This is a genomic window from Aureimonas populi, assembly GCF_017815515.1.
Lineage (GTDB): Bacteria > Pseudomonadota > Alphaproteobacteria > Rhizobiales > Rhizobiaceae > Aureimonas > Aureimonas populi.
On record NZ_CP072611.1, the window covers coordinates 1,993,274 to 2,019,827 of the forward strand.

Sequence of the window (26,554 nt, forward strand, 5' to 3'; positions counted from 1 at the left end):
CCTTGGGTTGCCGGGCGAGCCGAGATCGGGCCCGTAGCTCAGTTGGTTAGAGCGCACCCCTGATAAGGGTGAGGTCGGTAGTTCGAATCTACCCGGGCCCACCAGACCTGACGCTCGTTTGTCGGGTCTGGTGGACCCGGGCAGGCGATCGGGGCTTTAGCTCAGCTGGGAGAGCACCTGCTTTGCAAGCAGGGGGTCGTCGGTTCGATCCCGACAAGCTCCACCACTTCTTTCGGGGAGTGCGTGTCGAGCGCGGGGTCGTCATCCAGGGGAAAGAAAAGGTTTGCAGCCTTGGCCAACGGGTCGAGTGTCTGCCTGTTCTGATGACAATGTGAAGAGAAGACGGGTCCTGAGGGATCGCTGGCGCCTGAGTGCGATGCGATCCCGTCCGGGGCAGGGTGCCAGGAGGTTCATCGCCTCCTGGAGTTCATTCTGCGCCATACCCGCCCGAGCGGTTCGCCGTTCGGGTCGAGCGATTGATGTGCCTGACCGCCATCATCGGGTCCCGTCTCTGGAAGCTGGTCTTTCGTCAATTCCGTCCCGAGCGGATGGAGTTGGCATGAAGCGCCGTCGCAGGACGCCGATCCCCGTTGCACGCGGGCCGGTGTTGTCGGCGCTTCTGAAGAGAATGAAGCGACAATGCTCGTCTCTCTCTTGTTCGAGTTGTTCATCCTCCGAAGGACGTGACGCCGATCGAACCCTTTTGGGTTCGCGAGGCCGAACGGCCGTCGGTCCTGATGGACCGCGCCCTGCGCAGACGGCGATCCCGATGGATCGCCGGCGTGAGCAGGCGGGCAATGATGAGCATTGGCGATGAGAACGATCAAGTGTCTTAAGGGCATCTGGTGAATGCCTTGGCATGCACAGGCGATGAAGGACGTGATACGCTGCGATAAGCCATGGGGAGCTGCGAATAAGCTTTGATCCGTGGATTTCCGAATGGGGCAACCCACCTTTGATCCTTGGAAAATCGGAACGGCACTGGAGGGCGCGAGCTTTCCGGTGGCGCTGCGGTTTCCAAGGATCGTCAAAAAGGTATCTGACTCTGAATACATAGGGGTTAGAAGCGAACTCGGGGAACTGAAACATCTAAGTACCCGAAGGAAAGGACATCAACCGAGACTCCGTCAGTAGCGGCGAGCGAACGCGGACCAGGCCAGTGGCCTCATATGAGAGAAGCCGAACAGGTTGGAAAGCCTGACATGAGTGGGTGATAGTCCCGTAGGCGCAATGCTCTTTGAGGTCCTCGAGTAAGGCGGGACACGTGAAATCCTGTCTGAAATTGGGGGGACCACCCTCCAAGCCTAAGTACTCGTGCATGACCGATAGTGAACCAGTACCGTGAGGGAAAGGTGAAAAGCACCCCGACAAGGGGAGTGAAAGAGAACCTGAAACCGGATGCCTACAAACAGTGGGAGCCATCATTGGTGACCGCGTACCTTTTGTATAATGGGTCAGCGACTTAGTCTGGCGAGCGAGCTTAAGCCGGTAGGTGTAGGCGCAGCGAAAGCGAGTCTGAACAGGGCGTTCAGTTCGTCGGATTAGACCCGAAACCGAGTGATCTAGCCATGAGCAGGTTGAAGGTGCGGTAACACGCACTGAAGGACCGAACCCGCATCTGTTGCAATAGATTGGGATGACTTGTGGCTAGGGGTGAAAGGCCAATCAAACTCGGAAATAGCTGGTTCTCCGCGAAATCTATTTAGGTAGAGCGTCGGATGAACACTCCAGGGGGTAGAGCACTGGATGGGCTAGGGGGACTCACCGTCTTACCAAACCCAACCAAACTCCGAATACCTGGAAGTGCTGTCCGGCAGACACACGGCGGGTGCTAACGTCCGTCGTGGAGAGGGAAACAACCCTGACCACCAGCTAAGGTCCCCAAGTTATGGCTAAGTGGGAAAGGATGTGAGAATCCCAAAACAACCAGGATGTTGGCTTAGAAGCAGCCATCATTTAAAGAAAGCGTAACAGCTCACTGGTCTAGATTTAAGGGTTCTTGCGCCGAAAATGTACCGGGGCTCAAGCCATACACCGAAGCTGTGGGTTTGCATCTATGATGCAAGCGGTAGCGGAGCGTTCCCTAGGCCGTTGAAGCCGGACCCGTGAGGGCCGGTGGAGGTATGGGAAGTGCGAATGCTGACATGAGTAACGATAAAGGGAGTGAGAGACTCCCTCGCCGAAAGTCCAAGGGTTCCTGCTTAAAGTTAATCTGAGCAGGGTTAGCCGGCCCCTAAGGCGAGGCCGAAAGGCGTAGTCGATGGGAACCACGTTAATAATCGTGGGCCTGGTGGTGAGTGACGGATCCTGTGTGTTGTCGATCCTTATCGGATTGGTTCGGCAGCGAAGGGGTCCCAGGAAATAGCCCCACCGTATAGACCGTACCCGAAACCGACACAGGTGGACTGGTAGAGCATACCAAGGCGCTTGAGAGAACTGCGTTGAAGGAACTCGGCAAATTGCACGCGTAACTTCGGAAGAAGCGTGACCTCCATGCGGGCAACCGTATGGTGGTGGCACAGACCAGGGGGTAGCGACTGTTTATCAAAAACACAGGGCTCTGCGAAGTCGAAAGACGACGTATAGGGTCTGACGCCTGCCCGGTGCTGGAAGGTTAAGAGGAGAGGTGCAAGCTTTGAATCGAAGCCCCAGTAAACGGCGGCCGTAACTATAACGGTCCTAAGGTAGCGAAATTCCTTGTCGGGTAAGTTCCGACCTGCACGAATGGCGTAACGACTTCCCCGCTGTCTCCAACGCAGACTCAGTGAAATTGAATTCCCCGTGAAGATGCGGGGTTCCTGCGGTCAGACGGAAAGACCCCGTGCACCTTTACTATAGCTTTACACTGGCATTCGTGTCGGCATGTGTAGGATAGGTGGTAGGCTTTGAAGCGTGGGCGCCAGCTCGCGTGGAGCCATCCTTGAAATACCACCCTTATCGTCATGGATGTCTAACCGCGGCCCGTCATCCGGGTCCGGGACAGTGTATGGTGGGTAGTTTGACTGGGGCGGTCGCCTCCCAAAGAGTAACGGAGGCGCGCGATGGTGGGCTCAGACCGGTCGGAAATCGGTCGTCGAGTGCAATGGCATAAGCCTGCCTGACTGCGAGACAGACAAGTCGAGCAGAGACGAAAGTCGGTCATAGTGATCCGGTGGTCCCGAGTGGAAGGGCCATCGCTCAACGGATAAAAGGTACGCCGGGGATAACAGGCTGATGACCCCCAAGAGTCCATATCGACGGGGTTGTTTGGCACCTCGATGTCGGCTCATCGCATCCTGGGGCTGGAGCAGGTCCCAAGGGTTTGGCTGTTCGCCAATTAAAGCGGTACGTGAGCTGGGTTCAGAACGTCGTGAGACAGTTCGGTCCCTATCTGCCGTGGGTGTAGGAATATTGACAGGATCTGTCCCTAGTACGAGAGGACCGGGATGGACGTACCTCTGGTGGACCTGTTGTGGCGCCAGCCGCAGTGCAGGGTAGCTATGTACGGTCGGGATAACCGCTGAAGGCATCTAAGCGGGAAACCCACCTGGAAACGAGTATTCCCTATCAGAGCCGTGGAAGACCACCACGTCGATAGGCCGGGTGTGGAAGTGCGGCAACGCATGAAGCTTACCGGTACTAATAGCTCGATCGGCTTGATCGTTCTCATTCGCCAATGCTCATCGCTCTCGCGACGGCAATGGCGCTTCGTCTCAATACCAGCTTCCAGAACAGATGTGATTTGCCGACCTGGTGGTTCCAGCGAGGTGGCTGCACCCGATCCCATTCCGAACTCGGCCGTGAAACGCCTCAGCGCCTATGATACTTCGTCTCAAGACGCGGGAAAGTCGGTCGCTGCCAGGTCTGCAAATCACATCCCCCTCCCTTCACACCCCATCCAAGCCCTCGCACGGTCAAAACCGGCGGGGGCTTTTTGCGTTCGCACACCCACGCGGAACGCCCCGGCGATCCCGGGCATCAGCGCAAGACGCACAAGGGCAGACGGGCAGGGCACAAGGCGCCGGTCCCGGCAAGGCTCCCCGAAACGTCCGCCATCGGTCCCACGCCGCCCGAACCAAGCCGCCGCAAGCGCCGCGCACACAGCCACACCCTCAAAACAACGCTGCCAACCAGACTTCGAACTGAACGCACCCCGGAACCCGCACACATCAAAACACGCAACCGTACGGGGCCGCAAAAACCTTCGCAAAACCCATCCCCAAAAGCCAAAGCCCGCAATGCCACGGCTCATACAAACCAGCGTCAACACATCGCACCATTCACCGGCAAAATAGTTCCGCCGCTCGCCGGTAACCGCAGCAACAAGGACACAGGTCTTCCTCTCACCATCTTCGCTTCCTATCTTGATGCACTGTCTCGTCCCTAGCGTTTCGGATCTGCGCATCATGGCCGGCCCCCGGAGAGTTCTTCTTGTCCTGTCGGTCCTCGTCGTCGGGGGGGGAATGGGCCTGGCGTCGTATTATCGTAACGGCCAGGATGCTTCGCCGGACCCCGCTTCCACGCTGGCGCTCGCGGTAGCGGAGCCGGCGGATGGGCCGGTGGAACTGGCGCAGATCGAGATGTCTCGGGTCGCGAGAAGCACTGTGGTGGACGATGTGCGCATCTCAGGCGCGCTGCGTCCCGTGCGGCGCGCGACGATCGCAGCGCCCCTGTCCGGTACGATTGTCTCGGTCCACGCGCAGGTGGGTGAAGCGGTTGCCGTAGGCGACGTCCTCGTGGAGTTCGACCGCGAGCTTCTGGAGGCCGGCCTGGCCGCGCGCGAATCGAGCGTGGCGGCCACGCAGGCGCAACTCGACCTTGCCGAATTCACGCTGGAGCGCAGCCAGCGCCTTGGCCAGTCCGGCTTTGCGGCCGAGGCTGCGGTGCGCGAGGCGGAGGCCTCCGTGCTCAATCTGCGGGCGCAGTTGCGGACGCTGGAGGCCGAGCTTGCCCAGGCGCGCTATCAGCTTCGTGAAGCCAGGGTCCTCGCGCCGTTCTCGGGCGTGGTCTCCTCGCGGGCGGTCGAACCGGGCCAGGCGGTGGGCATCAATTCGGAGCTTCTCGGCCTTGTCGATCCCTCGCTCATGGAGATCGAGGTCGGCGTTCCCACCACGCGCATCGTGAAGGTGCAGGTCGGGCAGGGTGCCGAGATGCAGGTCGACGGGATCGAGGGGCGCCGGTTCGAGGCGCGTGTCGCCCGGGTCAGCCCCGTCGCGGTCGGCGGCTCGCGCGCCGTGCCGGTCTTCCTCCAGATCGACAACGAGGACGGGCTCCTGCGCGGCGGAATGTTCGCCGTCGGGGCGCTTCGAACGCAGGCGGCGCCCGATGTCATCGCGCTGCCCGATGCCGCGATCCGCCGGGACGAGGGCGGCGACTATGTCCTGAAGGGCGAGGGCGGTCGGTTGAGGCGCCAGGCGGTGGAAATCGGCACGCGCTGGCCTGATCGAAACATGGTGGAGGTCGTCGCCGGGCTGGATGAGGGCGATCTCGTCGTCACCGCGCCGCTGCCCGATCTCAGGCCCGATGTCGAATATCGGATGGCCGAACTCTAAGCGTAGAGGGGCGCGGCCCCGGAAAGCCCGACGGCCATGTTCCTCACCCGCATCAGCGTTTCCCATCCGGTCTTCGCCACCATGATGATGGCGGCGATCCTCGTGATCGGCCTGTTCGGCTTCTCGCGCATGAGCGTGGAGGAGTTTCCCGAGATCGACCTGCCCGTCGTGGTGGTGGCCACCACCTATACCGGGGCCGCGCCGGAGACGGTGGAAACCAATGTCACGCGGCGCGTGGAGGAGGCGGTCAACACCATCGGCGGCATCAAGAGCGTCCAGTCCGAATCCTTCGAGGGCCGCTCGCTGGTGATCGTCGAATTCGAGCTCGACGTCGATTCGCGCCTTGCCGCGCAGGAAGTGCGCGATCGCGTCGCCCAGCTCGAGGCGGGCTTCCCCGACGAGGTGGACACGCCGCAGATCACGCGCTTCAACCCCGACGACGCGCCGATCCTCTCGGTGGCCGTATCCTCGCCCACGCGCGAACTGTCCGAGATCACGCGCATTGCCGACCAGATCATCACCCGTCGGTTGAACGTCATCGAGGGCGTGGGGCAGACCACCATCGTGGGCGGTAGCGACCGGCAGGTGCTGGTGATGATCGAGCCGGAGCGGCTGGAGGCGTTCGGCATCGCGGCTTCGCGCGTGCTGGAGGCCGTCGCGCGCGAGAACCAGGATCGCGCCGCCGGCAACATCACCTCCGGCAACGACCAGCGGATCGTCACCATCGAGGGGCGCATCGGCGATGTCGCGGATTTCGAGCGCATCATCGTCGCGCGCGATGGCGGCTATCCGGTCTATCTCGGCCAGGTGGCCCGTATTCTGGACGGAGGCGCGGAGCTCACGAGCCGGGCCACCCGCAACGGAGCCCCGGCGCTGGGCGTCGATGTGGTGAAGGTGCAGGGCGCCAACACGGTGGGCGTGGCGCAGGCCCTGCGGGCCGAGATCGAGGTGCTTTCCCGGGAACTGGCGCGCGAGGACATCGTCCTCGATATCTCGCAGGACAATTCCCGGTCCATCGCCGCCTCCGTCACCAATGTCCAGCAGATGATGATCGAGGGCGCGCTGCTGACGGTGGCCATCGTCTTCCTGTTCCTGAATTCCTGGCGCTCCACCGTCATCACCGGCCTGACGCTGCCGATCTCGGTGATCGGCACCTTCGCGGTGATCTACTTCCTCGGCTTCACGCTCAACACGATGACGCTTCTGGCGCTGTCTCTGGCCATCGGCATCCTGATCGACGACGCGATCGTGGTGCGGGAGAACATCACGCGCCATCTCCACATGGGCAAGAGCCACCGGCAGGCCGCGCTGGACGGGACGAACGAGATCGGCCTCGCCGTGGTGGCCACCACTCTGTCGATCGTCGCCGTCTTCCTGCCCGTCGCTTTCATGGGCGGCATCATCGGCCGCTTCTTCCTGCAATTCGGCGTCACCGTGTCGGTGGCGGTGCTCATCTCGCTCTTCGTCGCCTTCACGCTCGACCCCATGCTCTCCAGCGTCTGGTACGATCCGCAGGCCCAGCCGGATGCCCGGCGCGGGCCGGTCGGGCGGCTGGTGGAGCGGTTCGACCGCGGCTTCACGCGCGTCGCCGAGCGTTATCGCGACGTGATCCGCTGGAGCCTCGCCCATCGCGCCCTCACTGTCATCGCGGTCTTCGTCGTCTTCGCCGGCAGCCTGATGCTGGTGCCGCGCATCGGGGGCGAGTTCCTGCCGCAGGGCAACCAGGGCGAGTTCTCCATCGTCATCGAGGTGCCGGAGGGGTCCTCGCTCGACTATACGGCGGTGAAGGTGCGCCAGGTCGAGGCCGCATTGGCGGAGTTTCCCGATATCGCCTCCACCTATTCCACGGTGAACTCGGCGGGCGCGCGCGGCTTCAACGCCGCCAATATCCAGGTCACGATGCTGCCGCTCGGGGAGCGCTCTATGTCGGCCGCTTCCCTTGCCGAGCCGCTGCGCCAGCGGCTTTCGGTCATCGCCGGGCTCGACGTGTCGATCAACCAGAACGCGGTGGCGGGGCCGGGCGGCAAGCCGCTTCAGATCTCGGTCCTTGGCGATTCGGACGAGGATCTGCGCCGGGTCTCGGGCGAGGTCGCCGCCGCGCTGCGCGCCATTCCGGGCGCCGTAGAGGTCGAATCCTCCATCGAGGACGAGCGCCCGACACTGGCGGTGCGCGTGCGCCGCGAGGCTGCCGACGACCTCGGCGTCTCGGTGGAGGATATCGCCAATCTCCTGCGCCCGTTGATCGCGGGCGATGCCGTTTCGGTCTGGAACGCGCCGGACGGGGAATCCTACGACGTGATGGTGCGCCTGCCACGCGAGCAGCGCGAGCGGGCCCAGCAATTGCGCGACCTGACGCTGGCCACGAGCCGCATGGATGCGAACGAGCGCCCGGTTATCGTGCGTCTGGAGCAGGTGGCCGATATCGTCGAATCCATCGCCCCGACCACCATCAATCGCCGCGACCTTTCGCGCGAGGTGCGGGTGGACGCCAACGTGTCCGGGCGCGCGCTCGGCGACGTGTCGGCCGACCTGACGGCCGCGCTGGCCCGGATCGAGGTGCCGGCGGGAATGCGGGTCGTCTTCGGCGGCGAGACGCAGGACATGCAGGAAAGCCTGGGCTATGCCGTGCAGGCGCTGGGCCTGGCGGTGATCTTCATCTACCTCGTTCTCGCCTCGCAATTCGGCTCCTTCCTCCAGCCGGTCGCCATCATGATGACGCTGCCCCTCTCGCTGATCGGCGTGTTGCTGGGGCTCCTCGTCATGGGCTCGACGCTGAACATCTTCTCCATCATCGGCTTCATCATGCTGATGGGGCTGGTGACGAAGAATGCCATTCTCCTCGTGGACTATTCCAACCAGGCGCGCGCGGCGGGCATGTCGCTCCACGACAGCCTCGTGGAGGCCGGCGCCGTGCGCCTTCGGCCCATCGTCATGACGACGCTGGCGATGATCTTCGGCATGTTGCCCATCGCCATCGGCGCGGGCGAGGGCGGAGAGCAGCGCGCGCCCATGGCCCATGCGGTGATCGGCGGGCTGATCTCCTCCACGCTCCTGACGCTGATCTTCGTGCCGGTGATCCTCACCCTTCTGGATGGCTTCGCCCGGCGCATCGGGCGCTTCCTGCCCAGGGCGCCGGGCGATCATCCGGCCCACGGGGCCGGCGCGGGCCCGCAACCGGCGGAATGAGCCCCTTGTCCTTCGCGTGGGGGGCCGGCTAGAGCGGGCCGATGCGCAAGAGGAACGCCATGCCGGACGCTCGCCCCAACATCCTGATCCTGATGGTCGATCAACTGGCGGGAACCCTGTTCCCCGACGGGCCGGCGGATTTCCTGCACGTGCCGCGCCTCAGGGCGCTGGCGGGCGCCTCGCTGCGCTTTGCCAACGCCTATACCGCCAGCCCCCTCTGCGCCCCGGCGCGGGCGAGCCTGATGAGCGGGCAGCTTCCCTCGCGCACCGGCGTGTTCGACAATGCCGCCGAATTCCCCTCCGACATTCCCACCTTCGCCCATCATCTGCGGCGCGCGGGCTACGGCACGTGCCTTTCCGGCAAGATGCATTTCGTCGGCCCGGACCAGCTCCACGGTTTCGAGGAGCGGCTGACGACGGATGTCTACCCGGCCGATTTCGGCTGGACGCCCGACTGGACCAGGCCGGGGGAGCGCATCGACTGGTGGTATCACAATCTCGGCAGCGTCACGGGCGCGGGAACGGCCGAGATCACCAACCAGCTCGAATATGACGACGAGGTGGCCCACCACGCCAAGGCCAGGCTCTACGATCTGGCGCGACGGCAGGATTCACGGCCGTTCTGCCTCACCGTCTCCTTCACCCATCCGCACGACCCCTATGTCGCGCGCCCGCGCTTCTTCGACCTCTACGAGCACTGCTCGGCGCTGTTGCCGGAGGTGAAGCGTCTCCCCCTCGAGCGGCAGGACGCGCATTCGCGACGGCTGATGGAAGCGTGCGAGGACGGCGCCTACGACATCACCGACGAGATGATCGCCGCCTCGCGCCGCGCCTATTTCGCCAACCTCTCCTATGTGGACGAGAAGATCGGCGAGCTTCTGGACGTTCTGGAGGCGACGGACATGGCCGGCAACACCGCCATCCTGTTCGTCTCCGACCATGGCGACATGCTGGGGGAGCGCGGCCTTTGGTTCAAGATGAACTTCTTCGAGCCTTCCGCGCGGGTGCCGCTGATGCTGCACGTGCCGGGGCGCGAAGGGTCCCTGGTCGAGGCGCCGGTCTCCACGCTCGACATCGTGCCGACGCTGGCCGAGCTGGCCGGGATCGACCTGGCGGCGCAGGCGCAGTGGCTCGACGGCCTTTCGCTGCTGGCCACCGCGGCGCGCGGCGCGAGGGGCGCGGCGGTGCCGATGGAATATGCGGCGGAAGGCTCCGTCGCACCGATGGTCTGCCTGCGCGAGGGGCGCTGGAAGTTCAGCCATTGCCCGGCCGATCCCGACCAGCTCTTCGACCTGTCCGCCGATCCGCACGAGCTGGACGAGCGCTCGCAAGACCCGGAGGCGGCCGGGGTCCTCGCCCGGTTCCGCGAGATGGCGGCGGCGCGGTGGGACCTTGCCGGTTTCGACCAAGCGGTGCGCGCCAGCCAGGCGCGCCGGCACGTCACCTACGAGGCGCTGCGCAACGGCGCGTATTTTCCCTGGGACTACCAGCCGTTGCAGAAGGCCTCCGAGCGGTACATGCGCAACCACATGGACCTCAACGTCCTGGAGAGCGCGCAGCGCTACCCGCGGCCGAAAGAGTTGTGAGAATCGCGGTCGGGGCGTGAAAGGAAAGCGTGATCAGGGCTTTCCGACGTTACCGAACTGTCATAGAAATTTCATCAAGCCGTTGGCCGGCGCCGCTAGGAGGGTGGTGCCCGGCCGCATGTCGCGGCGTTCAATGGGAGCGAAATCCAGATGACTGAGACCTTCCAGAAGGCCGGCGCTCTCGCCGCCCTGCTCTTTGCCGGCACCATGGCCGCGCCCGCCGCGGCGCAGACCGAGATCCAGTGGTGGCACGCCATGAGCGGGGCCAACAACGACGTGGTGGAGCGCCTGGCCGCCGAGTTCAACGAGAGCCAGAGCGACTACCGCCTCGTCCCCGTGTTCAAGGGCACCTATCCCGAGACGCTGAACGCGGGCATCGCCGCCTTCCGCGCGCGCCAGGCGCCGGCCATCATCCAGGTCTTCGATGTCGGCACCGGCGTGATGATGGGCGCCGAAGGCGCCGTGCGCCCGGTGGCCGAGGTGCTGGAGGAGGGCGGCTACGCCTTCGACAAGGCGCAGTATCTGCCGGGCATCGTCAGCTATTACTCGCGCCCGGACGGCACCATGCTGTCCTTCCCCTACAATTCGTCCTCGCCCGTCCTCTACTACAACAAGGACGCGTTCGAGGCCGCCGGGCTGGACCCCGAAAGCCCGCCCGCCACCTGGGCCGAGGTGTTCGAGGCCGCGCGCACGATCAAGGATTCGGGCGCCGCGCCCTGCGGCTACACGTCCACGTGGCTGACCTGGATCCATCTGGAGAACTTCGCGGCCTGGAACGACGTGTCCTACGGCACGCAGGAGAACGGCCTTGCCGGCCCGGATGTGGAGCTCAAGATCAACGAGCCGATCTATGTCGAGCACTTCCAGGCCATCGCGGACCTGGCGCGTGACGGCGTGTTCCGCTACGGCGGCCGCACCTCGGAGGCCAAGCAGCTCTTCCTTTCGAACGAGTGCGCCATCCTCACCGAATCCTCGGGCGGCCTCGGCGATGTCGTCAATTCGGGCATGAACTACGGCATCGGCCAGCTTCCCTATGAGGGGAACGCCGAGGGCGCGCCGCAGAACACCATTCCCGGCGGCGCCAGCCTCTGGGTCTTCGACGGGCGCCCGGACGAGGAGTACAAGGGCGTCGCCGAGTTCTTCAACTTCCTGTCGCAGACCGAGGTGCAGCAGCGCCTGCACGAGGAATCGGGCTATCTGCCCGTGACCATGGCCGCCTACGAGGCGACGAAGGCGTCCGGCTTCTACGAGGAGAATCCGGGCCGCGAGACGCCGATCACGCAAATGATGGGCAAGGCGCCGACCGAGAACTCGCGCGGCGTGCGCCTGCCGAACCTGCCGCAGGTGCGCGACATCCAGAACGAGGAGTTCGAGTCGATGCTGAACGGCAGCCAGGACGCGCAGGCCGCCCTCGACAAGGCCGTGGAGCGCGGCAACGCCGCCATCGCCTCCGCGACGCAGTAAACGCGCCGAAACGACGATGGAGCGGGGCCGGGCGTTTGTCCGGCCCCTGCCTGTCCGGCCGGGCGGAGCGCCCCGGCCCCTTGCCGCAAGTCAGGAGCCCGCGTGCAGAACGCCGCCTTTCCCAACAAGCTGTTGCCCTATCTCCTGCTCGCGCCGCAGGTGGCCATCACGCTCGTCTTCTTCTACTGGCCGGCGAGCCAGGCCATCTACCAGTCGACGCTGCGCGAGGACCCCTTCGGCCTGCGCACCAGCTTCGTGGGGCTCGACAATTTCCGCGCCGTCCTGTCGGACCCGAACTATCTCGGCTCGGTCTGGACGACGGTGGTCTTCAGCCTCGCCACGGCGCTTCTGGCCATGTCGGTGGCGCTGCTCCTGGCCACCGCCGCCGACAAGGTGGTGCGCGGCAAGGGCCTCTATCGCACCATGCTGATCTGGCCCTATGCCGTGGCGCCGGCCGTGGCGGGAATGCTCTTCCTTTTCATGTTCAACCCCGCCATGGGCACCTTCGCCTACATGCTGCGCGACATGGGAGTGCCGTGGGACCCGCTGCTCAACGGCGACCAGGCCATGGTGCTCGTGGTGATGGCGGCGGCGTGGAAGCAGATCAGCTACAATTTCCTGTTCTTCGTCGCCGGCCTCCAGGCCATCCCGCGCTCGCTGATCGAGGCGGCGGCCATCGACGGCTCGCGCGGGGCCAAGCGCTTCTGGACCATCGTCTTCCCGCTCCTGGCGCCCACGACCTTCTTCCTGCTCGTCATCAACACGACCTACGCCTTCTTCGACACCTTCGGCATCATCCATGCCGTGACGGGCGGCGGGCCGGCGCGGGCCACCGAGACGCTGGTCTACAAGGTCTATAACGACGGCTTCGTGAACCTGAATCTCGGCACCTCGGCCGCGCAGTCGGTGATCCTGATGGCCATCGTCATCGCGCTGACGGCCTTCCAGTTCCGCTTCATCGAGAAGAAGGTGCACTACGCATGAGGAGCCGGCCATGATCGAGAACCGCCCTTACGCCACGGCCTTCGCCCATCTGTGCCTGATCCTCGGCGTCGTGATCGTCGCCTTTCCGATCTACTACACCTTCTCGGCCTCCACCCATTCGCTGCGCACCATCCTCAACCCGCCGCTGCCGCTGCTGCCGGGCCGCGAGGGGTGGGCGAACTACTATCAGGCGCTGTTCGGGGGCGTGGGGCAGATCGGCGGCGTCAATGTCTGGCGCCTGTTGTGGAACACCACGGTGGTGGCCCTCGTCATCGCGGTGGGCAAGATCGTGATCTCGATCATCTCCGCCTACGCCATCGTCTTCTTCCGCTTTCCCTTCCGCATGGCGTTCTTCTGGATGATCTTCATCACCCTGATGCTGCCGGTGGAGGTGCGCATCCTGCCGACCTACAAGGTGATGGTGGACCTCAACCTCATCGACACCTACACGGGCCTGACGCTGCCGCTCATCGCCTCCGCCACCGCCACGCTGCTCTTCCGGCAGTTCTTCCTCACCATCCCGCACGAGCTGGTGGAGGCGGCGCGGATCGACGGGGCGGGGCCGATCCGGTTCTTCAAGGACATCCTGCTTCCCCTGTCGAAGACCAACATCGCCGCGCTCTTCGTCATCCTCTTCGTCTATGGCTGGACGCAGTATCTGTGGCCGCTGCTCGTCACCAACGACAACCAGATGAACACGATCATCATTGCCATCCGCAAGATGATGTCCTTCGCGGACGCGGCCACGCAGTGGCATCTGGTCATGGTGACGGCGATCCTGGCCATCCTGCCGCCGGTGCTGGTGGTGCTCCTCATGCAGCGCTGGTTCGTGCGCGGCCTCGTTGAAACGGAGAAGTGAGAACTTGGCGTCCATCGATCTTCAGGAGGTCGGAAAGACCTATCCCGGCGCGTCGGCCGAATCCGTGAAGGGCATTTCCCTGACCGTCGCCGACGGCGAGTTCGTGGTGCTGGTGGGCCCCTCCGGCTGCGGCAAGTCCACGCTCCTGCGCATGGTCGCCGGGCTGGAATCCATCACGCGCGGCACGGTGCGCATCGGCGAGCGCGTGGTGAACGACAAGGAGCCCGCCGACCGCGACATCGCCATGGTGTTCCAGAACTACGCTCTTTATCCGCACATGTCCGTGCGCCAGAACCTCGCCTATGGCCTGAAGAACCGCAGGACGCCGAAGGCCGAGATCGAGCGGCGCATCGACGAGGCGGCCGGCATACTGGAGATCGCCCCCTTCCTCGACCGCAAGCCCGGCCAGCTTTCGGGCGGCCAGCGCCAGCGCGTGGCCATGGGCCGGGCCATCGTGCGCGAGCCCGCCGCCTTCCTCTTCGACGAGCCGCTGTCGAATCTCGACGCCAAGCTGCGCGTGCAGATGCGCGCCGAGATCCGCTCCCTGCAGAAGCGCCTTTCGACCACCAGCCTCTACGTGACCCACGACCAGCTCGAGGCGATGACGCTCGCCGACCGGCTGGTGGTGCTGAACGGCGGCCTGATCGAGCAGGTCGGCACGCCGCTGGAGGTCTACGAGAAGCCCGCCAGCCTGTTCGTCGCCAGCTTCATCGGCTCTCCGGCGATGAACCTCGTGCCGCTGGACGAGACCACGGCGCAGCACCTGCCGTCCGTCTTCTCCTTCGCCGGCGCGCGCGGGGCGGGGCCGGGCGCGACGCTCGGCATCCGGCCTGAGCACATGCGCATCCTGGGCCCGGGCGAGGCGGCCGAAGGGCTGACCTTCGACCTGACCGTGACGGCCGTGGAGATGGTGGGCGCCGAGAGTTACATCTACGGCACGCCGGCCAGCGGGGCCGCGGAGATCGCGGTGCGCATGCCCGGCTATGCGCGGCGCGAGATCGGTACGCCCTTCACCGCGCTGGCGGACCCGGACCATCTGCATCTCTTCGACACGCAAAGCGGCAAGCGGCGCGCCTGAAGGCAGAAAATGCCTTTTCTTTGCGCTTGCCGCGCGGAGAGGCGGGAGGTATCTTGATCCTGTAATCGCCGCTTGCGGGAGAGACCGGTCGACAGCCGGCGCCGAAGGAGCAACCGCCCCGGAAACTCTCAGGCAAAAGGACCGCGCGGCGTGGTTCACAAATCCGGAGAGTGGCGGCCCGTCCAACGGTCGCCCGCCGAAGGAGAAAGCGGGAGGAGGATGAACCTCGTCCCGTGAAACTCTCAGGCCGATGACGGAGAGGGGCACGACGAGGACTCGGGATCGACGAGTCGGAAGGATCGTGCCTATGACTGCCCGTTCAGCAACCGCCGCCCATAATTCCGCCCCCACCATCGCCGTCGTCGGCGCCGGCATCACCGGCGTGACCACGGCCTACAAGCTCATGCGGCAGGGCTTCGACGTGACGGTCTTCGACCGTCAGCCCTTCGCCGGCATGGAAACCTCCTTCGCCAATGGCGGCCAGCTTTCGGCCTCCAACGCCGAGGTGTGGAACAACCCGGCCACCTTCATCAAGGGCATCAAGTGGATGTTCAAGAAGGACGCGCCGCTGCTCGTGCATCCGGCGCCGACCTGGCACAAGCTCTCCTGGATGTTCGAGTTCGTGATGGCGGCCCGCTCCTACGAGGAGAACACGGTCGCCACCGTCCGCCTCGCCATCGACGCGCGCCGCCATCTCTTCGAGATGGCCGAGGAGGAGGGCATCGACTTCGACGTCGAGAAGCGCGGCATCCTGCATGTCTACGAGACCAAGCCGGAATTCGAGCACGGGCTGAAGGTCAACGCGCTCTACGCCAAGGGCGGCTTGCAGCGCAGGGCGCTGACCAATGACGAGATCCATGCCATCGAGCCGGCGCTGGCCGGCACCTATCATGGCGGCTTCTTCACCGAGAGCGATTTCACCGGCGACATCCACAAGTTCACGCGCGGCCTTTCGGACGCCGCGGCGCGCCATGGCACGACCTTCGTCTACGACGCGGACGTCTCGTCCCTGCGCCATGACGAGGACGGTGTGCGCATCGAATGGTCCAAGGGCGAGGAGCCCAAGCGCCTCGACCGCTTCGACGCGGTGGTGATCTGCGCGGGCGTCGCCAGCCGGCGCCTGGCCGCGCAGCTCGGCGACCGGGTGAACATCTACCCCGTCAAGGGCTACTCGGTGACGGTGAACCTGGAGGACGAGGAAAGCCGCGCGGGCGCGCCCTGGGTCAGCCTGCTCGACGACAAGGCCAAGATCGTCACCAGCCGGCTGGGCCGGAACCGCCTGCGCATCGCCGGCACGGCCGAGTTCGCGGGCGACAATCGCGACATCAAGTGGGACCGCATCAAGCCGCTCGTCGCCTGGTGCCGCCACCGTTTCCCCGGCATCGGCACGGCCTCCGTCGTGCCGTGGGCGGGGCTTCGCCCGATGATGCCGGACATGCTGCCCAAGGTCGGGCGCGGCTCGAAGTCGCGCGTCTACTACAATACCGGCCATGGTCATCTGGGCTGGACGCTCTCGGCCGTCACGGCCGAGATGATCGCGGCCGAGGTGGCGGGCGACTATCCGCGCGCGCAGGCCCATTCCGGCGCCGAGATCGTGCCCCTCAACCGCGAGAAGGCGGGCGAGCGCCGCGCCGCCTGAGGCTTTCTGCCGCAATCTGTTCCCGTTCCGTGCCGATGCGAGACAATCCGTCCCGTGTCGAATGGAGCGGGAGCAGGGGCGATGGCTGTATCGAAGGACGTGATCGAAGCGGCGCTGGGAACGCAGGACTCGGAGGGCGTGGCGGCGAGCGTGCTGCTCGCGGTGGCGCTGGTGGAGACCAACGCCATGGCATTCGCGCCGGTGGGTGGCCGTTCCGAGCCGCTGATCCGCTTCGAGGGCCATTACTTCGACCGCCTGCTGCCCGAGGCCCCGCGCCGTATCGCGCGTGCCGCTGGGCTGGCGAGCCCCAGGGCCGGCACGGTGAGGAACCCCGCCGGCCAGCCGGCGCGCTGGGCCATGCTGGAACGCGCGGCGTCCATCGACGCGGCGGCCGCCTACCGCGCCACCTCCTGGGGGCTGGGGCAGGTGATGGGCGAGCACTGGAAGCGGCTGGGCTTTGCCAGCGTGCACGCCATGGCCGATCTCGCCCGGCAGTCCGCGAAGGGCCAGTTCATTCTCGTCGCGCGGTTCCTGAAGGAAGGGGCGCTTCACCGGCTGCTCCTGTCGGGCGACCACAAGGGCTTTGCACGGCGCTACAACGGCCCGGGCTTCGCGGCCAATCGTTACGACGCCAAGATCGCGGAGGCCCATGCCAAGGCGCGCCGCCTTCTGGCCCGGCCCGTGGAGGGCCTGCGCCTCGGCGCGCGCGGTCCGGCCGTCGCCGCGCTTCAGAAGGCGCTGGTCCGGCATGGCCACCCGCTTGCCCCGGACGGCATTTTCGGCCCGCGCACCCAGGGCGCGGTGATGGCGTTCCAGAAGGCCGGGGGCCTTGCGCCGAGCGGCATGGCCGACCGCGCAACCCTCGATCGCCTCGGCGTTTCGGGATAAGATTGCGGCGTTCGGCTGGCAGAAAAGGGGCAAGGGCTCTATCTTGCCTCCTGATGCTTGATCCAGTCTCCATAGATTCCAGCCGCCACGCCCTGTTTCTCGACTTCGACGGCGTCCTTGTCGACTTCGCCCCCGAGCCGGACGGCGTGGCCATCGATCCCTCTCTTCTCGACCGGCTCGCCGTCCTGCACGATCGCCTCGACGGCGCGCTGGCCATCGTCAGCGGGCGGCGCATCGCCGATCTCGACCGCTTTCTTTCTCCCCATCGCTTCGCGGCGGCCGGCGTTCACGGGCTGGAAAGCCGCGTCGCGCAGGGGGGCGCGATCGAGCGCCTCGCCGGCCCCGAGGCGCTGGAGGATGTGCGCACCCATCTGAGCACGGCCCTGGCCGTCGGCTCCGCGCTGCGGCTGGAGGACAAGGGCACGGCCCTCGTGCTGCACTATCGCGAGCACCCCGAATGCGAGGGGGAGGCGAGGGAGCTGATGGCGGCCGCCGTGGCCGGGCGCGAGGGGCTGACGGTGATGCACGGCAAGAGCATCGTGGAGGTGCACCCGGCCGGCATGGACAAGGGCGAAGCGCTGCGCCGCCTCGTCCGGCTCGCGCCCTTCGCGGGGCGCACGCCCATCTATGTGGGCGACGACACGACGGACGAATTCGCCTTTGCCGTGATGGCCGAGCTTGGCGGCATCGGCGTCAAGGTCGGGCCCGGCGAGACCGGGGCGACCCGGCGGCTGGCCGATATCGGGGCGGTGAAGGACTGGCTGATGGAGGATGTCGATGGAGGGTGCTGAACGCAGGCTCGTCTTCGTCTCCAACCGCGTCGGCCCGTTGAGCGACGAGGGCAAGGCGGGCGGGCTGGCGGTGGGCCTGGCCGACGCGCTGCGCCGTCGCGGCGGACTGTGGTTCGGGTGGAGCGGGGAATCCTCCGAGGCCGGCCTGGCCGGCGATCTGAAGGTGGAGACGCACGGCAACACCGAGCTGGTGACGCTCGACATGACCGTGGAGGAGGCCGAGGGCTTCTACCTCCACTACGCCAACCGCACCCTCTGGCCGCTTCTGCACTACCGGCTCGACATCGCGGAGTTCGACCGGCAGTCGGACCGCACCTACCGCGCCGTCAACCGCAGCTTCGCCGAGCGGCTGCATCCGCTTCTGGGCGGGCAGGACCTCGTCTGGGTCCACGATTATCATTTCTTCTATCTGGGCGCCGAGCTGCGCGAGCGCGGGCACAAGGGCCCGCTCGGCTTCTTCCTGCACATTCCCTTCTGCCCGCCCGAAATCCTCGGCGCGCTGCCCGCCTCGCTCGACCTCGTCTCGGCCATGCTGGCCTACGATCTCGTCGGCTTCCAGACCGATACGGACCGGCGCAACTTCGTGTCCTTCTGCGTGGAGGAGCTGGAGGGCGAGGAGCTGGACGGCGGCCGCCTGCGGGTGGGCGAGCGGGTGATCCGCGCCGCGACCTTCCCGATCGGCATCGACGCGGAAGGCTTCGCCGAGTTCGCCACCAGCGAGGAGGCGCGCGAGCACGAGAAGATGGTGCTCGGCATGGCCGGCGGCCGCGCCCAGATCGTGGGCGTGGACCGGATGGACTATTCCAAGGGCATCATCCAGCGCTTCCGGGGCTTCGAGCAGCTTCTGGAGGACTACCCGCAGACGCAAGGGTCCGTGCGCTTCCTCCAGGTGGCGCCCGTTTCGCGCGGCGAGCTGGAGGCCTACGCGGATCTGCGGACCGAGCTGGAGCAGATCGCCGGCAACATCAACGGCCGCTTCGCCACGCTCGACTGGACGCCGATGCAGATCATGACGCGCGGCTTCACCCGCCGGGCGCTGGCGGGCATCTACCGGGCGGCGCGCGTATGCATGGTCACGCCGCTGCGCGACGGCATGAACCTCGTCGCCAAGGAGTTCGTCGCCGCGCAGGACCCGCAGGATCCGGGCGTGCTCATCCTCTCGCGCTTCGCCGGTGCCAGGGCGGAGCTTTCGGCCGCCCTGATCGTCAATCCCTATTCCTCCGACGACGTATCGCGCGCGCTCCACTACGCGCTGGAAATGCCGCTGGAGGAGCGCCAGCGCCGATACCACCTGATGCGCCAGAAGGTGTTCGAGAACACCGCCGCCCGCTGGTGCGACGGCTTTCTGGAGGCCATGGAGGAATGCGCCCGCCAGAGCCGGGCCGACAGCGAGGAGATTTTGCAGAAGCCCTGGACGTGGGATAAGGCTTTGCGGCTCCTCGGCGTTCTGCAGCCGCGCCAGAACCCGTGACGCGCCGCCATTCTCTAAGACAGGAAAGGGCTCTTCCATGAGCCAGGACGCCCGCGCCCTTCTGGATATCCTCACCCGCCAGCCGGTGATCCCGGTCGTCGCCGTCTCGAGCGCGGAGGAAGGCGTCGATCTGGCGCGCGCCCTGGTGCAGGGCGGCCTGCCCGCCATCGAGATCACCCTGCGCACGCCCGCCGCGCTCGCCGCCATCGAGGCGGTGTGCGCCGAGGTGCCGGAGGCGATCTGCGGGGCGGGCACGATCCTCACCGCCGCGCAGTTCGAGGCCGCCGAGAAGGCCGGGTCGAAGTTCATCGTCTCGCCGGGCGCCTCGCAGGGCGTCGTCGATGCCGCCGCCGCCGGCTCGGCGCCCCTCCTGCCGGGCGCCGCGACCCCCAGCGAGCTGATGACGATGATCGAGCGCGGCTACGAGGTGCTGAAGTTCTTCCCGGCCGAGCAACTGGGCGGGGTGCCTTATCTCAAGGCCCTCGCGCCCGTCTTTCCCGGCATCCGCTTCTGCCCGACGGGTGGGGTCTCGACCAGGAATGTCGGCGACTATCTCGCGCTGCCCAATGTCGTCTGCGTGGGCGGTTCATGGGTGGCGCCGAAGGAGGCGCTGGCCGCCCGCGACTTTGCCGCCATCGCCCGCCTCGCGGCCGAGGCCCGGGCGCTGAAGGCGTGAGGCGGGGCGTCGCAAGGCGCCTTCTGCCCGGCGCGGCGCTGGTCTCCCTGGCGCTGTTCCTCACTGCCTGCGCGGCGGGCGCGCTCAACGCCTTCACGCCGCGCTCGGGCTATGTCGTGGTCTCCGATATCGCCTACGGGCCTCGCGAGCGCCAGCGCCTCGACCTCTACGTGCCCGACGGGGCAGGGGCCGAAACGCCGCTTGTCGTCTTCCTCCATGGCGGAAGCTGGGATTCGGGCTCGAAGGACATTTATCGCTTCGTCGGCCAGTCGATGGCGGCCGAGGGGTTCATCCTCGCCGTGCCGAACTACCGGCTCTATCCTGAAGTCACGTTCCCGGCCTTCGTGGAGGATGGCGCGCTGGCGACGGCCGTGATCGACCGGGCGCTGCGCGAGGGCGCTTATGGCGTGCCGCCGGGGCGGCGCCCGCTTGTTCTCCTGGGCCATTCGGCGGGCGCGCAGATCGCGGCGCTCCTGGCGTTCGACCACCGCTATCTGGCGGCGCAGGCCATGTCGCCCGGGCGCATCGCCGCCTTCGTGGGCCTTGCCGGGCCTTACGATTTCCTGCCGCTCGACGAGGAGCGCTACAAGCGGATCTTCCCCGAGGCGACCCGCGAGGAGAGCCAGCCGGTGAACTACGCCGATGGCGAGGGCCCGCCCGCGCTCCTGATCCACGGCCTTGCCGACACGACGGTCGAGCCGGAAAACACCCGTTCCATGGCCCGCGCCATCGAGGCGGCGGGCGGGCGTGCCGAAGCGCGCTTCTTCGAGGGCGTCGATCATATCGCGCCGATCACCTCCTTCGCCACGGCCCTGCCGCTGGGCGAAAGGGGGATTCGCGAGGCGGTTTTCGCCTTTATCAGGGAGGAGACGCAATGAACCTTTCGCCCCGCCCCGCACCCGACATGCAAATCCTGGCCGGTCGCCACGTGGTGCTCGAGCCGATCGCCGACGAGACACGCTTCGACGAGCTGCACGAGGCGCTGGGCGGCGAGGGGTTCCGCGACGGCTGGCGGTTCCTGGCCGTCGGGCCCTTCGAGAGCCGAACGGCTTTCGACACCGCGATGCGCGAGCTGCTGCTGGCCGCCGACAAGCGCTTCTACGCCATCCTGCCGCGCGAGGGCGGCCGGGCGGCGGGCTTCTTCTCCCTGATGCGGATCGACACGGCAAACGGCGTCATCGAGGTGGGCAATGTCGCGCTCGGCCCGCAGCTCCAGCGCTCGCGCGTGGCGACGGAGGCCTTCTTCGTGCTTTTCGCCCATGTCTTCGACGCGCTGGGCTACCGGCGGCTGGAATGGAAGTGCGACAACGCCAACGCCCCCTCGCGCAGCGCGGCCGCCCGGCTCGGCTTCACCTTCGAGGGCGTGTTCCGCCAGCACATGATCGTCAAGGGCCGCAACCGTGACACCGCCTGGTTCTCGATCCTGGACGGGGAGTGGCCGGCCCGGCGCGCGGCGTTCGAGGCCTGGCTCGACGACGCGAATTTCGACGCGGGCGGCCGGCAGAGGCGGCCGCTGGCGGATTTGCGCACCTCGTGAAAACGGCCCCCGAAGGAGCCGTTTCCTGTCCCCGCTTTTCCCCTCGCGGCCTTAGCCGCGCGCGGGGACGATGGTGATGAGCTCGTTGGACGGAAAGACCGATTCGTAGAGAACGCCGTCGCCCGGCACGAATTCCAGCACGGTCTGCCCGCCCCGGTCGGCCATGATGAGCGAGCCTTCCTGCGTCGTGCGCCAATAGGCGACGCCGGCAAGCTGGGGGGCCTTGGCGCATTCGGGGCCGAGCGGCACGCGCGTGAAGCTCTCGCCCGTTTCGGGGCGGGCCATCTTGCACGTCGCGCCGCTGCGCAGGTCGATGAGCCGTATGGCGTTGGCCGGCGCGGCGGTGGCGCCGATCGATCCGGTGATCTCCACGGACGGGCGCATGGCGGCCACGAGCGTTTCGTTGGCCGCGATCGCCGGCCCCTGCATGTTGTAGGCGAGGATCGCACCTGCGACCCCGACGGACAGGACCATGGCGGCGAAATTCATGACGGTCTCCTTTCGGATGAGCCGCCAGTATCACCTTCTTAATCTTACCCGAGCGTTAACCGATCGCGAAACGGAACATTAAAACTCGTCACGTTCTCATGTTCGTTTCGTGAGCCCGGCCTCGGCGGCCTCGGGAACGGGGGAGGCGAGCGGCGCGCCGGAGAACCAGAGCGTCAGGTTTTCCACCACCAGCGCCCCCATGGCCTTGCGCGTGTGGCGCGAGGCGGAGGCCACATGCGGCAGGAGCACGGTGTTGGGCGCCTCGATCAGCGCGCGCGGCACGCTCGGCTCCTTCTCGAACACGTCGAGCCCGGCCGCGCGGATCGCGCCGGCCCTCAGGGCCTCGATCAGTGCCGGCTCGTCCACCGTCGTGCCGCGGCCGATATTGATCAGCACGCCCTCGGGGCCCAGCGCTTCCAGCACCTTGCCGTTCACCGCCTTGTCGGTGGAAGCGCCGCCGGGCGCGGCGATGATGAGCGTGTCCACCGCGCCGGCGAGCCCTATCAGGCTGTCATGATAGGCATAGGGCACGTCTTCGCGCCGGGAGCGGTTGTGGTAGGCGATGGAGACGCCGAAGGGCTCCAGCCGCTCGGCGATGGCAAGGCCGATGCGCCCGAGCCCCATGATGCCGATGGAGCGGCCGCGCAGGGTGGTGGCGGTGAGCGGGTAGGGGCCTTCGGCCTCCCACCGCCCGGCGCGCAGATAGCGGTCGGCCTGCGGCAGCTCTCGCACGGTCATCAGCAGAAGGCCGATCGTGGTGTCGGCCACCTCGTCCGTGAGAACGTCAGGCGTATGCGTGACCGTGATGCCGTTCGCCACCGCATGGGCCGTGTCCACGCCATCGTAGCCGACGCCGAAATTGGCCACGATCTCGAGAGCCGGCAGGGCCTGCATCATCGCCGCCGTGATCGGGCCCGCGGAGGCGATGCCGCGGATTTCGCCGCGCTCGGCCTCGCTGAGTTCGCCAGGGTCGCGGCTCGGCAGCCGGCGCACGCGGAAGGTGGCTTCGAGCGTCTCCAGCGTATCGGGATTGAGCTTGCCGGGCACGAGGATCGTCGTCGTCTTGAGGTCTGGCACGCTGGAGATTCCCTTCACGTCTGGACGGCCGGGCCGCATTGGCTCGACTGGCGGATCTTCAATTGCGGGGTGATGAGCTCGACCTCGTCGCTGGCCGGCGCCCCGGCCAGCCGCGCCGCGAGCGCCTCGGCGGCGCGGCGCCCCACCTCGCTCTGGCCGTTCGCCACCGTGGTGAGCGAGGGCATGGCGATAGCCGCCTCGTCGATGTCGTCATAGCCGGTGACGGCCACGTCCACGCCGGGCCTGAGGCCCACCCGCGCCAGCCCGTACATGAAGCCGAGCGCGACGAGGTCCGAGAAGCAGGCGACGGCGGTGGGCCGGTCCGCCAGGGCCGCGAAGCGGGCGGCGGCGTCGAAGCCCGAATGCCGGTCGCGCGGGCCCTTGAGGCGCCATTCCTGCGGAAAGGGCAGGCCGGCGCGCTCCAGCGCCAGGCGAAAGCCACGTTCGCGCTCCCGCCCCGTGGAGGTCAGGTCCGAGCCGCCCACCATGGCGATGCGCCGGTGGCCCGCCGCGATCAGATGATCGACGGCAAGCTGCATTCCGTAGAAATCGTCGCCGCGAAAGCTCTTCACGCCCGCTCCCTCCACGGTGCGCGCGATGAGCGTCACCGGCAGGTCGTTCTCCTCGGCGAGGCGGATATCGGTGCCGGGCGTGCCCACGGCCGGCGACATGATGAGCCCGTCCGCGCCGAGCTGGAGCATGGTGTCCACGAAGGAGCGCTGCTTGGCGAGGTCGTCGTGATGGTTGCACAGCACGAAGGTCTGGCGCAGCCGGTCCAGCTCGCTCTCCACCGATTTCAGGATCTCGCCGAAGAACGGGTTCATGATGTCGGCGACGCATACGCCCACGATGCCCGACTTGGAGGTGCGAAGGCTCGCGGCCCGGCGATTGTAGATATAGCCGGAGTTGCGCGCCTCTTCCTTGATGCGCTCGCGCGTGGCTTCCGCCACCAGCGGGCTGTCGCGCAGGGCGAGGGATACGGTCGCCGTCGAGAGTCCGAGCGTCTCGGCAATCGTCGACAGTTTGACTTTTTGGGCCACCGCGCTCCCGCTTCCCCGACGCTCGTCCGAAAGGGTTTAAGCGATGCAGGCGCGCGGGCGCAACAACGGAACGGTCCGTCGGCCGCCGCGCCCGGCTTCACCCCGTGCAATCGCGCGGTCGCTGGCCTATATCGGGCGCGACCCAAGACGGAGTTTCCCCATGTCCGATATCGGCAAGGCCGAAGAGGCCCAGATCCCCGTGACCGTGCTCACCGGCTATCTCGGCTCCGGCAAGACCACGCTCCTCAACCGCATCCTCTCGGAGGACCACGGCAAGCGCTATGCGGTGATCGTCAACGAGTTCGGCGAGATCGGCATCGACAACGACCTCATCGTGGAGACCGATGAGGAAATCTACGAGATGAACAATGGCTGCGTCTGCTGCACGGTGCGCGGCGACCTCGTGCGCGTCGTGGAGGGCCTGACCAAGCGCCGCGGCCGCTTCGACGCCATCGTGGTGGAGACGACGGGCCTGGCCGACCCGGTGCCGGTGGCGCAGACCTTCTTCATGGACGAGGACGTGCGCGCCAAGACCAAGCTCGACGCCGTGGTGGCGCTGGTGGACGCCAAGCACCTGCCGCTGCGCCTGAAGGATTCGCGCGAGGCCGAGGACCAGATCGCCTTCGCCGACGTGGTGCTGCTCAACAAGACCGACCTCGTGACCCCGCAGGAGCTGGCGCAGGTGGAGGCGACGGTGCGCGCCATCAACCCTCATGCCGTCATCCACCGCACGGAGCGCGCGGCCATCGACCTGGCCCGCGTGCTGGGGCAGGGCGCCTTCGACCTGAAGCGCGTGCTGGACGAGGACCCGGCCTTCCTGGAACAGGCCGCCCACGCCCATGACGACCATGTCTGCGGCCCGGACTGCGACCACGAGCACCACCATCATCACGACCACGACCACGACCACGAGCACCACGGCCACGATCACCACCACCATCACGGCGAGGTGGCGCCCATCCATGACGTGACCGTCACCTCGATCTCGCTGAAGGGTGGCGAGCTGGACGACAAGCGGTTCTTCACCTGGGTGCAGAACCTCACCCAGACGCAGGGGCCGAACATCCTGCGCCTGAAGGGAATCCTCGCCTTCAAGGGCGATCCGGACCGCTACGTGATCCAGGGCGTCCACATGATCGTGGAGGGCGACCACCAGCGCCCCTGGCGCGAGGGGGAAGAGCGCACCAGCCGGCTCGTCCTCATCGGCCGCAAGCTGGATGGCGGGCTGCTGGACAAGGAGTTCCAGTTCCTCATGGCAAAGCCCGCGAACGCCGCCTGATGCCGCAGATCGCGCCTTACGAGTTCGGCGGCCATGTCGAGGCCGCCGCTTTCCTGAAGGACCGGCCCGTCTTCGCGCTCGCGGACGGCACGATCCGCTTTCCCGCCGGCGGCGAGACGGTGCTGGAGACGCATGAGGGCGGCCTCCTGACGGCGCGCCTCGACCCCTTCGCGCCGCGTCTCATTTCGGGCGGCGAGGACGGGCGTCTCGTGACGACCGAGCCGGACGGGCGGCAGGTGGAACTGGCTTCCATCGGCCGCAAATGGATCACCTCCGTCGCCGGCGGGCCGCAGGGCAATGTCGGCTTCGCCTCCGGCCGCAACGCCTATGTGGTGAGCGGCAAGGGGCGCCTGCGCGAGTTCGCCCACCCGCGCACGGTGGAGGATCTGGCCTTCGCGCCCAAGGGCCTGCGCTTCGCCAGCGCCCGTTACGACGGGGCCTCGCTCTTTTTCCCCGAGACCGACGCCGGCCCGCAGCAACTGGAGTGGAAGGGCGCCCATACCGGCGTCATGTTCTCGCCCGACGGGCGCTTCCTGGTCACCATCATGCAGGAGAACGCCCTGCACGGCTGGCGGCTGGAGGACGGCAAGCACATGCGCATGACCGGCTATCCCGCCAAGGTGAAGAGCTGGTCATGGTCGGCGAAGGCGCGGTTCCTGGCCACCTCGGGCGCGCCGGCCGCGATTCTCTGGCCCTTCACGGGCCGCGACGGGCCTATGGGCAAGCCGCCGCTGGAGCTGGGCACGCGCGGCGACACCATGGTCGTGTGCGTGGCCTGCCATCCGAGCGACGATGTCGTGGCCATCGGCTACCAGGACGGCATGGTGATGGCCGCCCGCTTCGGCGACGCCAAAGAGGCGCTGCTGCGGCGGCCCGGTGGCTCGCCCGTCTCCGCCATGGCCTGGGACAAGGCCGGCCGCTTCCTCGCCTTCGGCACGGAAGGCGGGGAAGCCGGCGTCATCGACATCGCTTGACGCGG

Annotated in this window: 19 protein-coding genes, 2 tRNA genes, 2 rRNA genes and 2 riboswitches; of the genes, 20 read left to right on the plus strand and 3 right to left on the minus strand. The window is 66.7% G+C overall.

The genetic code is table 11. From position 1 onward, the window contains the following. Positions 1-27 precede the first annotated feature (27 nt). The 18 genes from J7654_RS09185 to J7654_RS09270 all read left to right on the plus strand — a co-directional run bounded on the left by J7654_RS09185 (position 28) and on the right by J7654_RS09270 (position 21,690). Positions 28-104: transfer RNA gene (locus tag J7654_RS09185), tRNA-Ile, on the plus strand. Positions 105-150: 46 nt separating this feature from the next. After that, positions 151-226 (plus strand) — tRNA-Ala (locus tag J7654_RS09190). A 595-nt stretch (positions 227-821) separates the two neighbouring features. Further along, positions 822-3,643: ribosomal RNA gene (locus J7654_RS09195) — 23S ribosomal RNA — on the plus strand. A gap of 85 nt (positions 3,644-3,728) precedes the next feature. Beyond that, positions 3,729-3,843: ribosomal RNA gene (rrf, locus tag J7654_RS09200) — 5S ribosomal RNA — on the plus strand. Positions 3,844-4,442: 599 nt separating this feature from the next. Beyond that, positions 4,443-5,531 carry an efflux RND transporter periplasmic adaptor subunit gene (locus J7654_RS09205; protein WP_209735622.1) on the plus strand — a complete coding sequence of 363 codons (1,089 nt, stop codon included), beginning with the start codon at positions 4,443-4,445 and terminating at the stop codon, positions 5,529-5,531. Between the two features lie 36 nt (positions 5,532-5,567). Then, complete coding sequence (locus tag J7654_RS09210; protein WP_209735623.1) at positions 5,568-8,717, plus strand: efflux RND transporter permease subunit; 3,150 nt, start codon at positions 5,568-5,570, stop codon at positions 8,715-8,717. Between the two features lie 59 nt (positions 8,718-8,776). Beyond that, entirely contained in the window at positions 8,777-10,303 is a 1,527-nt protein-coding gene (gene betC / locus J7654_RS09215) for a choline-sulfatase (protein ID WP_209735624.1), read from the plus strand. 207 nt (positions 10,304-10,510) lie between these two features. Beyond that, positions 10,511-11,767 (plus strand): sn-glycerol-3-phosphate ABC transporter substrate-binding protein UgpB, encoded by a 1,257-nt coding sequence (gene ugpB / locus J7654_RS09220; protein ID WP_245195759.1) that lies wholly within the window; start codon positions 10,511-10,513, stop codon positions 11,765-11,767. A gap of 102 nt (positions 11,768-11,869) precedes the next feature. After that, complete coding sequence (gene ugpA / locus J7654_RS09225; protein WP_209735626.1) at positions 11,870-12,751, plus strand: sn-glycerol-3-phosphate ABC transporter permease UgpA; 882 nt, start codon at positions 11,870-11,872, stop codon at positions 12,749-12,751. A 10-nt stretch (positions 12,752-12,761) separates the two neighbouring features. Further along, positions 12,762-13,610 (plus strand): sn-glycerol-3-phosphate ABC transporter permease UgpE, encoded by an 849-nt coding sequence (gene ugpE, locus J7654_RS09230; RefSeq protein WP_209735627.1) that lies wholly within the window; start codon positions 12,762-12,764, stop codon positions 13,608-13,610. 4 nt (positions 13,611-13,614) lie between these two features. Further along, complete coding sequence (locus J7654_RS09235; RefSeq protein ID WP_209735628.1) at positions 13,615-14,688, plus strand: sn-glycerol-3-phosphate import ATP-binding protein UgpC; 1,074 nt, start codon at positions 13,615-13,617, stop codon at positions 14,686-14,688. A gap of 65 nt (positions 14,689-14,753) precedes the next feature. Continuing rightward, a riboswitch (glycine riboswitch) is annotated at positions 14,754-14,842 on the plus strand. After that, a riboswitch (glycine riboswitch) is annotated at positions 14,843-14,955 on the plus strand. It begins immediately after the preceding riboswitch. A gap of 40 nt (positions 14,956-14,995) precedes the next feature. Then, positions 14,996-16,327, plus strand: a complete 1,332-nt coding sequence (locus J7654_RS09240) for a D-amino acid dehydrogenase (RefSeq protein WP_209735629.1) — start codon at positions 14,996-14,998, stop codon at positions 16,325-16,327. A gap of 81 nt (positions 16,328-16,408) precedes the next feature. After that, entirely contained in the window at positions 16,409-17,215 is an 807-nt protein-coding gene (locus J7654_RS09245) for an N-acetylmuramidase domain-containing protein (protein ID WP_209735630.1), read from the plus strand. Between the two features lie 53 nt (positions 17,216-17,268). Next, positions 17,269-18,006, plus strand: coding sequence for a trehalose-phosphatase (gene otsB / locus J7654_RS09250; RefSeq protein ID WP_209735631.1), 738 nt, complete (start codon positions 17,269-17,271; stop codon positions 18,004-18,006). After that, positions 17,993-19,477: an alpha,alpha-trehalose-phosphate synthase (UDP-forming) gene (locus J7654_RS09255; RefSeq protein WP_209735632.1), complete on the plus strand. Its 1,485-nt coding sequence runs from the start codon at positions 17,993-17,995 to the stop codon at positions 19,475-19,477. The genes otsB and J7654_RS09255 overlap by 14 nt, the downstream gene beginning before the upstream one ends. Positions 19,478-19,514: 37 nt before the next feature. Then, positions 19,515-20,153 (plus strand): bifunctional 4-hydroxy-2-oxoglutarate aldolase/2-dehydro-3-deoxy-phosphogluconate aldolase, encoded by a 639-nt coding sequence (eda, locus tag J7654_RS09260; protein WP_209735633.1) that lies wholly within the window; start codon positions 19,515-19,517, stop codon positions 20,151-20,153. After that, complete coding sequence (locus tag J7654_RS09265) at positions 20,150-21,031, plus strand: alpha/beta hydrolase (protein WP_245195442.1); 882 nt, start codon at positions 20,150-20,152, stop codon at positions 21,029-21,031. The genes eda and J7654_RS09265 overlap by 4 nt, the downstream gene beginning before the upstream one ends. Next, complete coding sequence (locus J7654_RS09270) at positions 21,028-21,690, plus strand: GNAT family N-acetyltransferase (protein ID WP_209735635.1); 663 nt, start codon at positions 21,028-21,030, stop codon at positions 21,688-21,690. The genes J7654_RS09265 and J7654_RS09270 overlap by 4 nt, the downstream gene beginning before the upstream one ends. Before the next feature lie 51 nt (positions 21,691-21,741). On the opposite strand, the gene J7654_RS09275 is transcribed toward J7654_RS09270, so the two are convergent. The 3 genes from J7654_RS09275 to J7654_RS09285 form a co-directional block, all read right to left on the minus strand. After that, positions 21,742-22,179 (minus strand): hypothetical protein, encoded by a 438-nt coding sequence (locus J7654_RS09275; RefSeq protein WP_209735636.1) that lies wholly within the window; start codon positions 22,177-22,179, stop codon positions 21,742-21,744. A gap of 96 nt (positions 22,180-22,275) precedes the next feature. Beyond that, positions 22,276-23,256, minus strand: coding sequence for a 2-hydroxyacid dehydrogenase (locus tag J7654_RS09280; protein WP_245195443.1), 981 nt, complete (start codon positions 23,254-23,256; stop codon positions 22,276-22,278). Between the two features lie 14 nt (positions 23,257-23,270). Further along, a complete protein-coding gene (locus J7654_RS09285; RefSeq protein WP_209735638.1) occupies positions 23,271-24,296 on the minus strand; it encodes a LacI family DNA-binding transcriptional regulator in 1,026 nt (341 codons plus the stop codon). 160 nt (positions 24,297-24,456) lie between these two features. Between J7654_RS09285 and J7654_RS09290 the strand changes: the two genes are divergently transcribed. Both J7654_RS09290 and J7654_RS09295 read left to right on the plus strand, forming a co-directional pair. Continuing rightward, complete coding sequence (locus tag J7654_RS09290) at positions 24,457-25,575, plus strand: CobW family GTP-binding protein (RefSeq protein WP_209735639.1); 1,119 nt, start codon at positions 24,457-24,459, stop codon at positions 25,573-25,575. Further along, positions 25,575-26,549 (plus strand): WD40 repeat domain-containing protein, encoded by a 975-nt coding sequence (locus J7654_RS09295; protein ID WP_209735640.1) that lies wholly within the window; start codon positions 25,575-25,577, stop codon positions 26,547-26,549. The genes J7654_RS09290 and J7654_RS09295 overlap by 1 nt, the downstream gene beginning before the upstream one ends. The last annotated feature ends 5 nt before the right edge of the window (positions 26,550-26,554 follow it).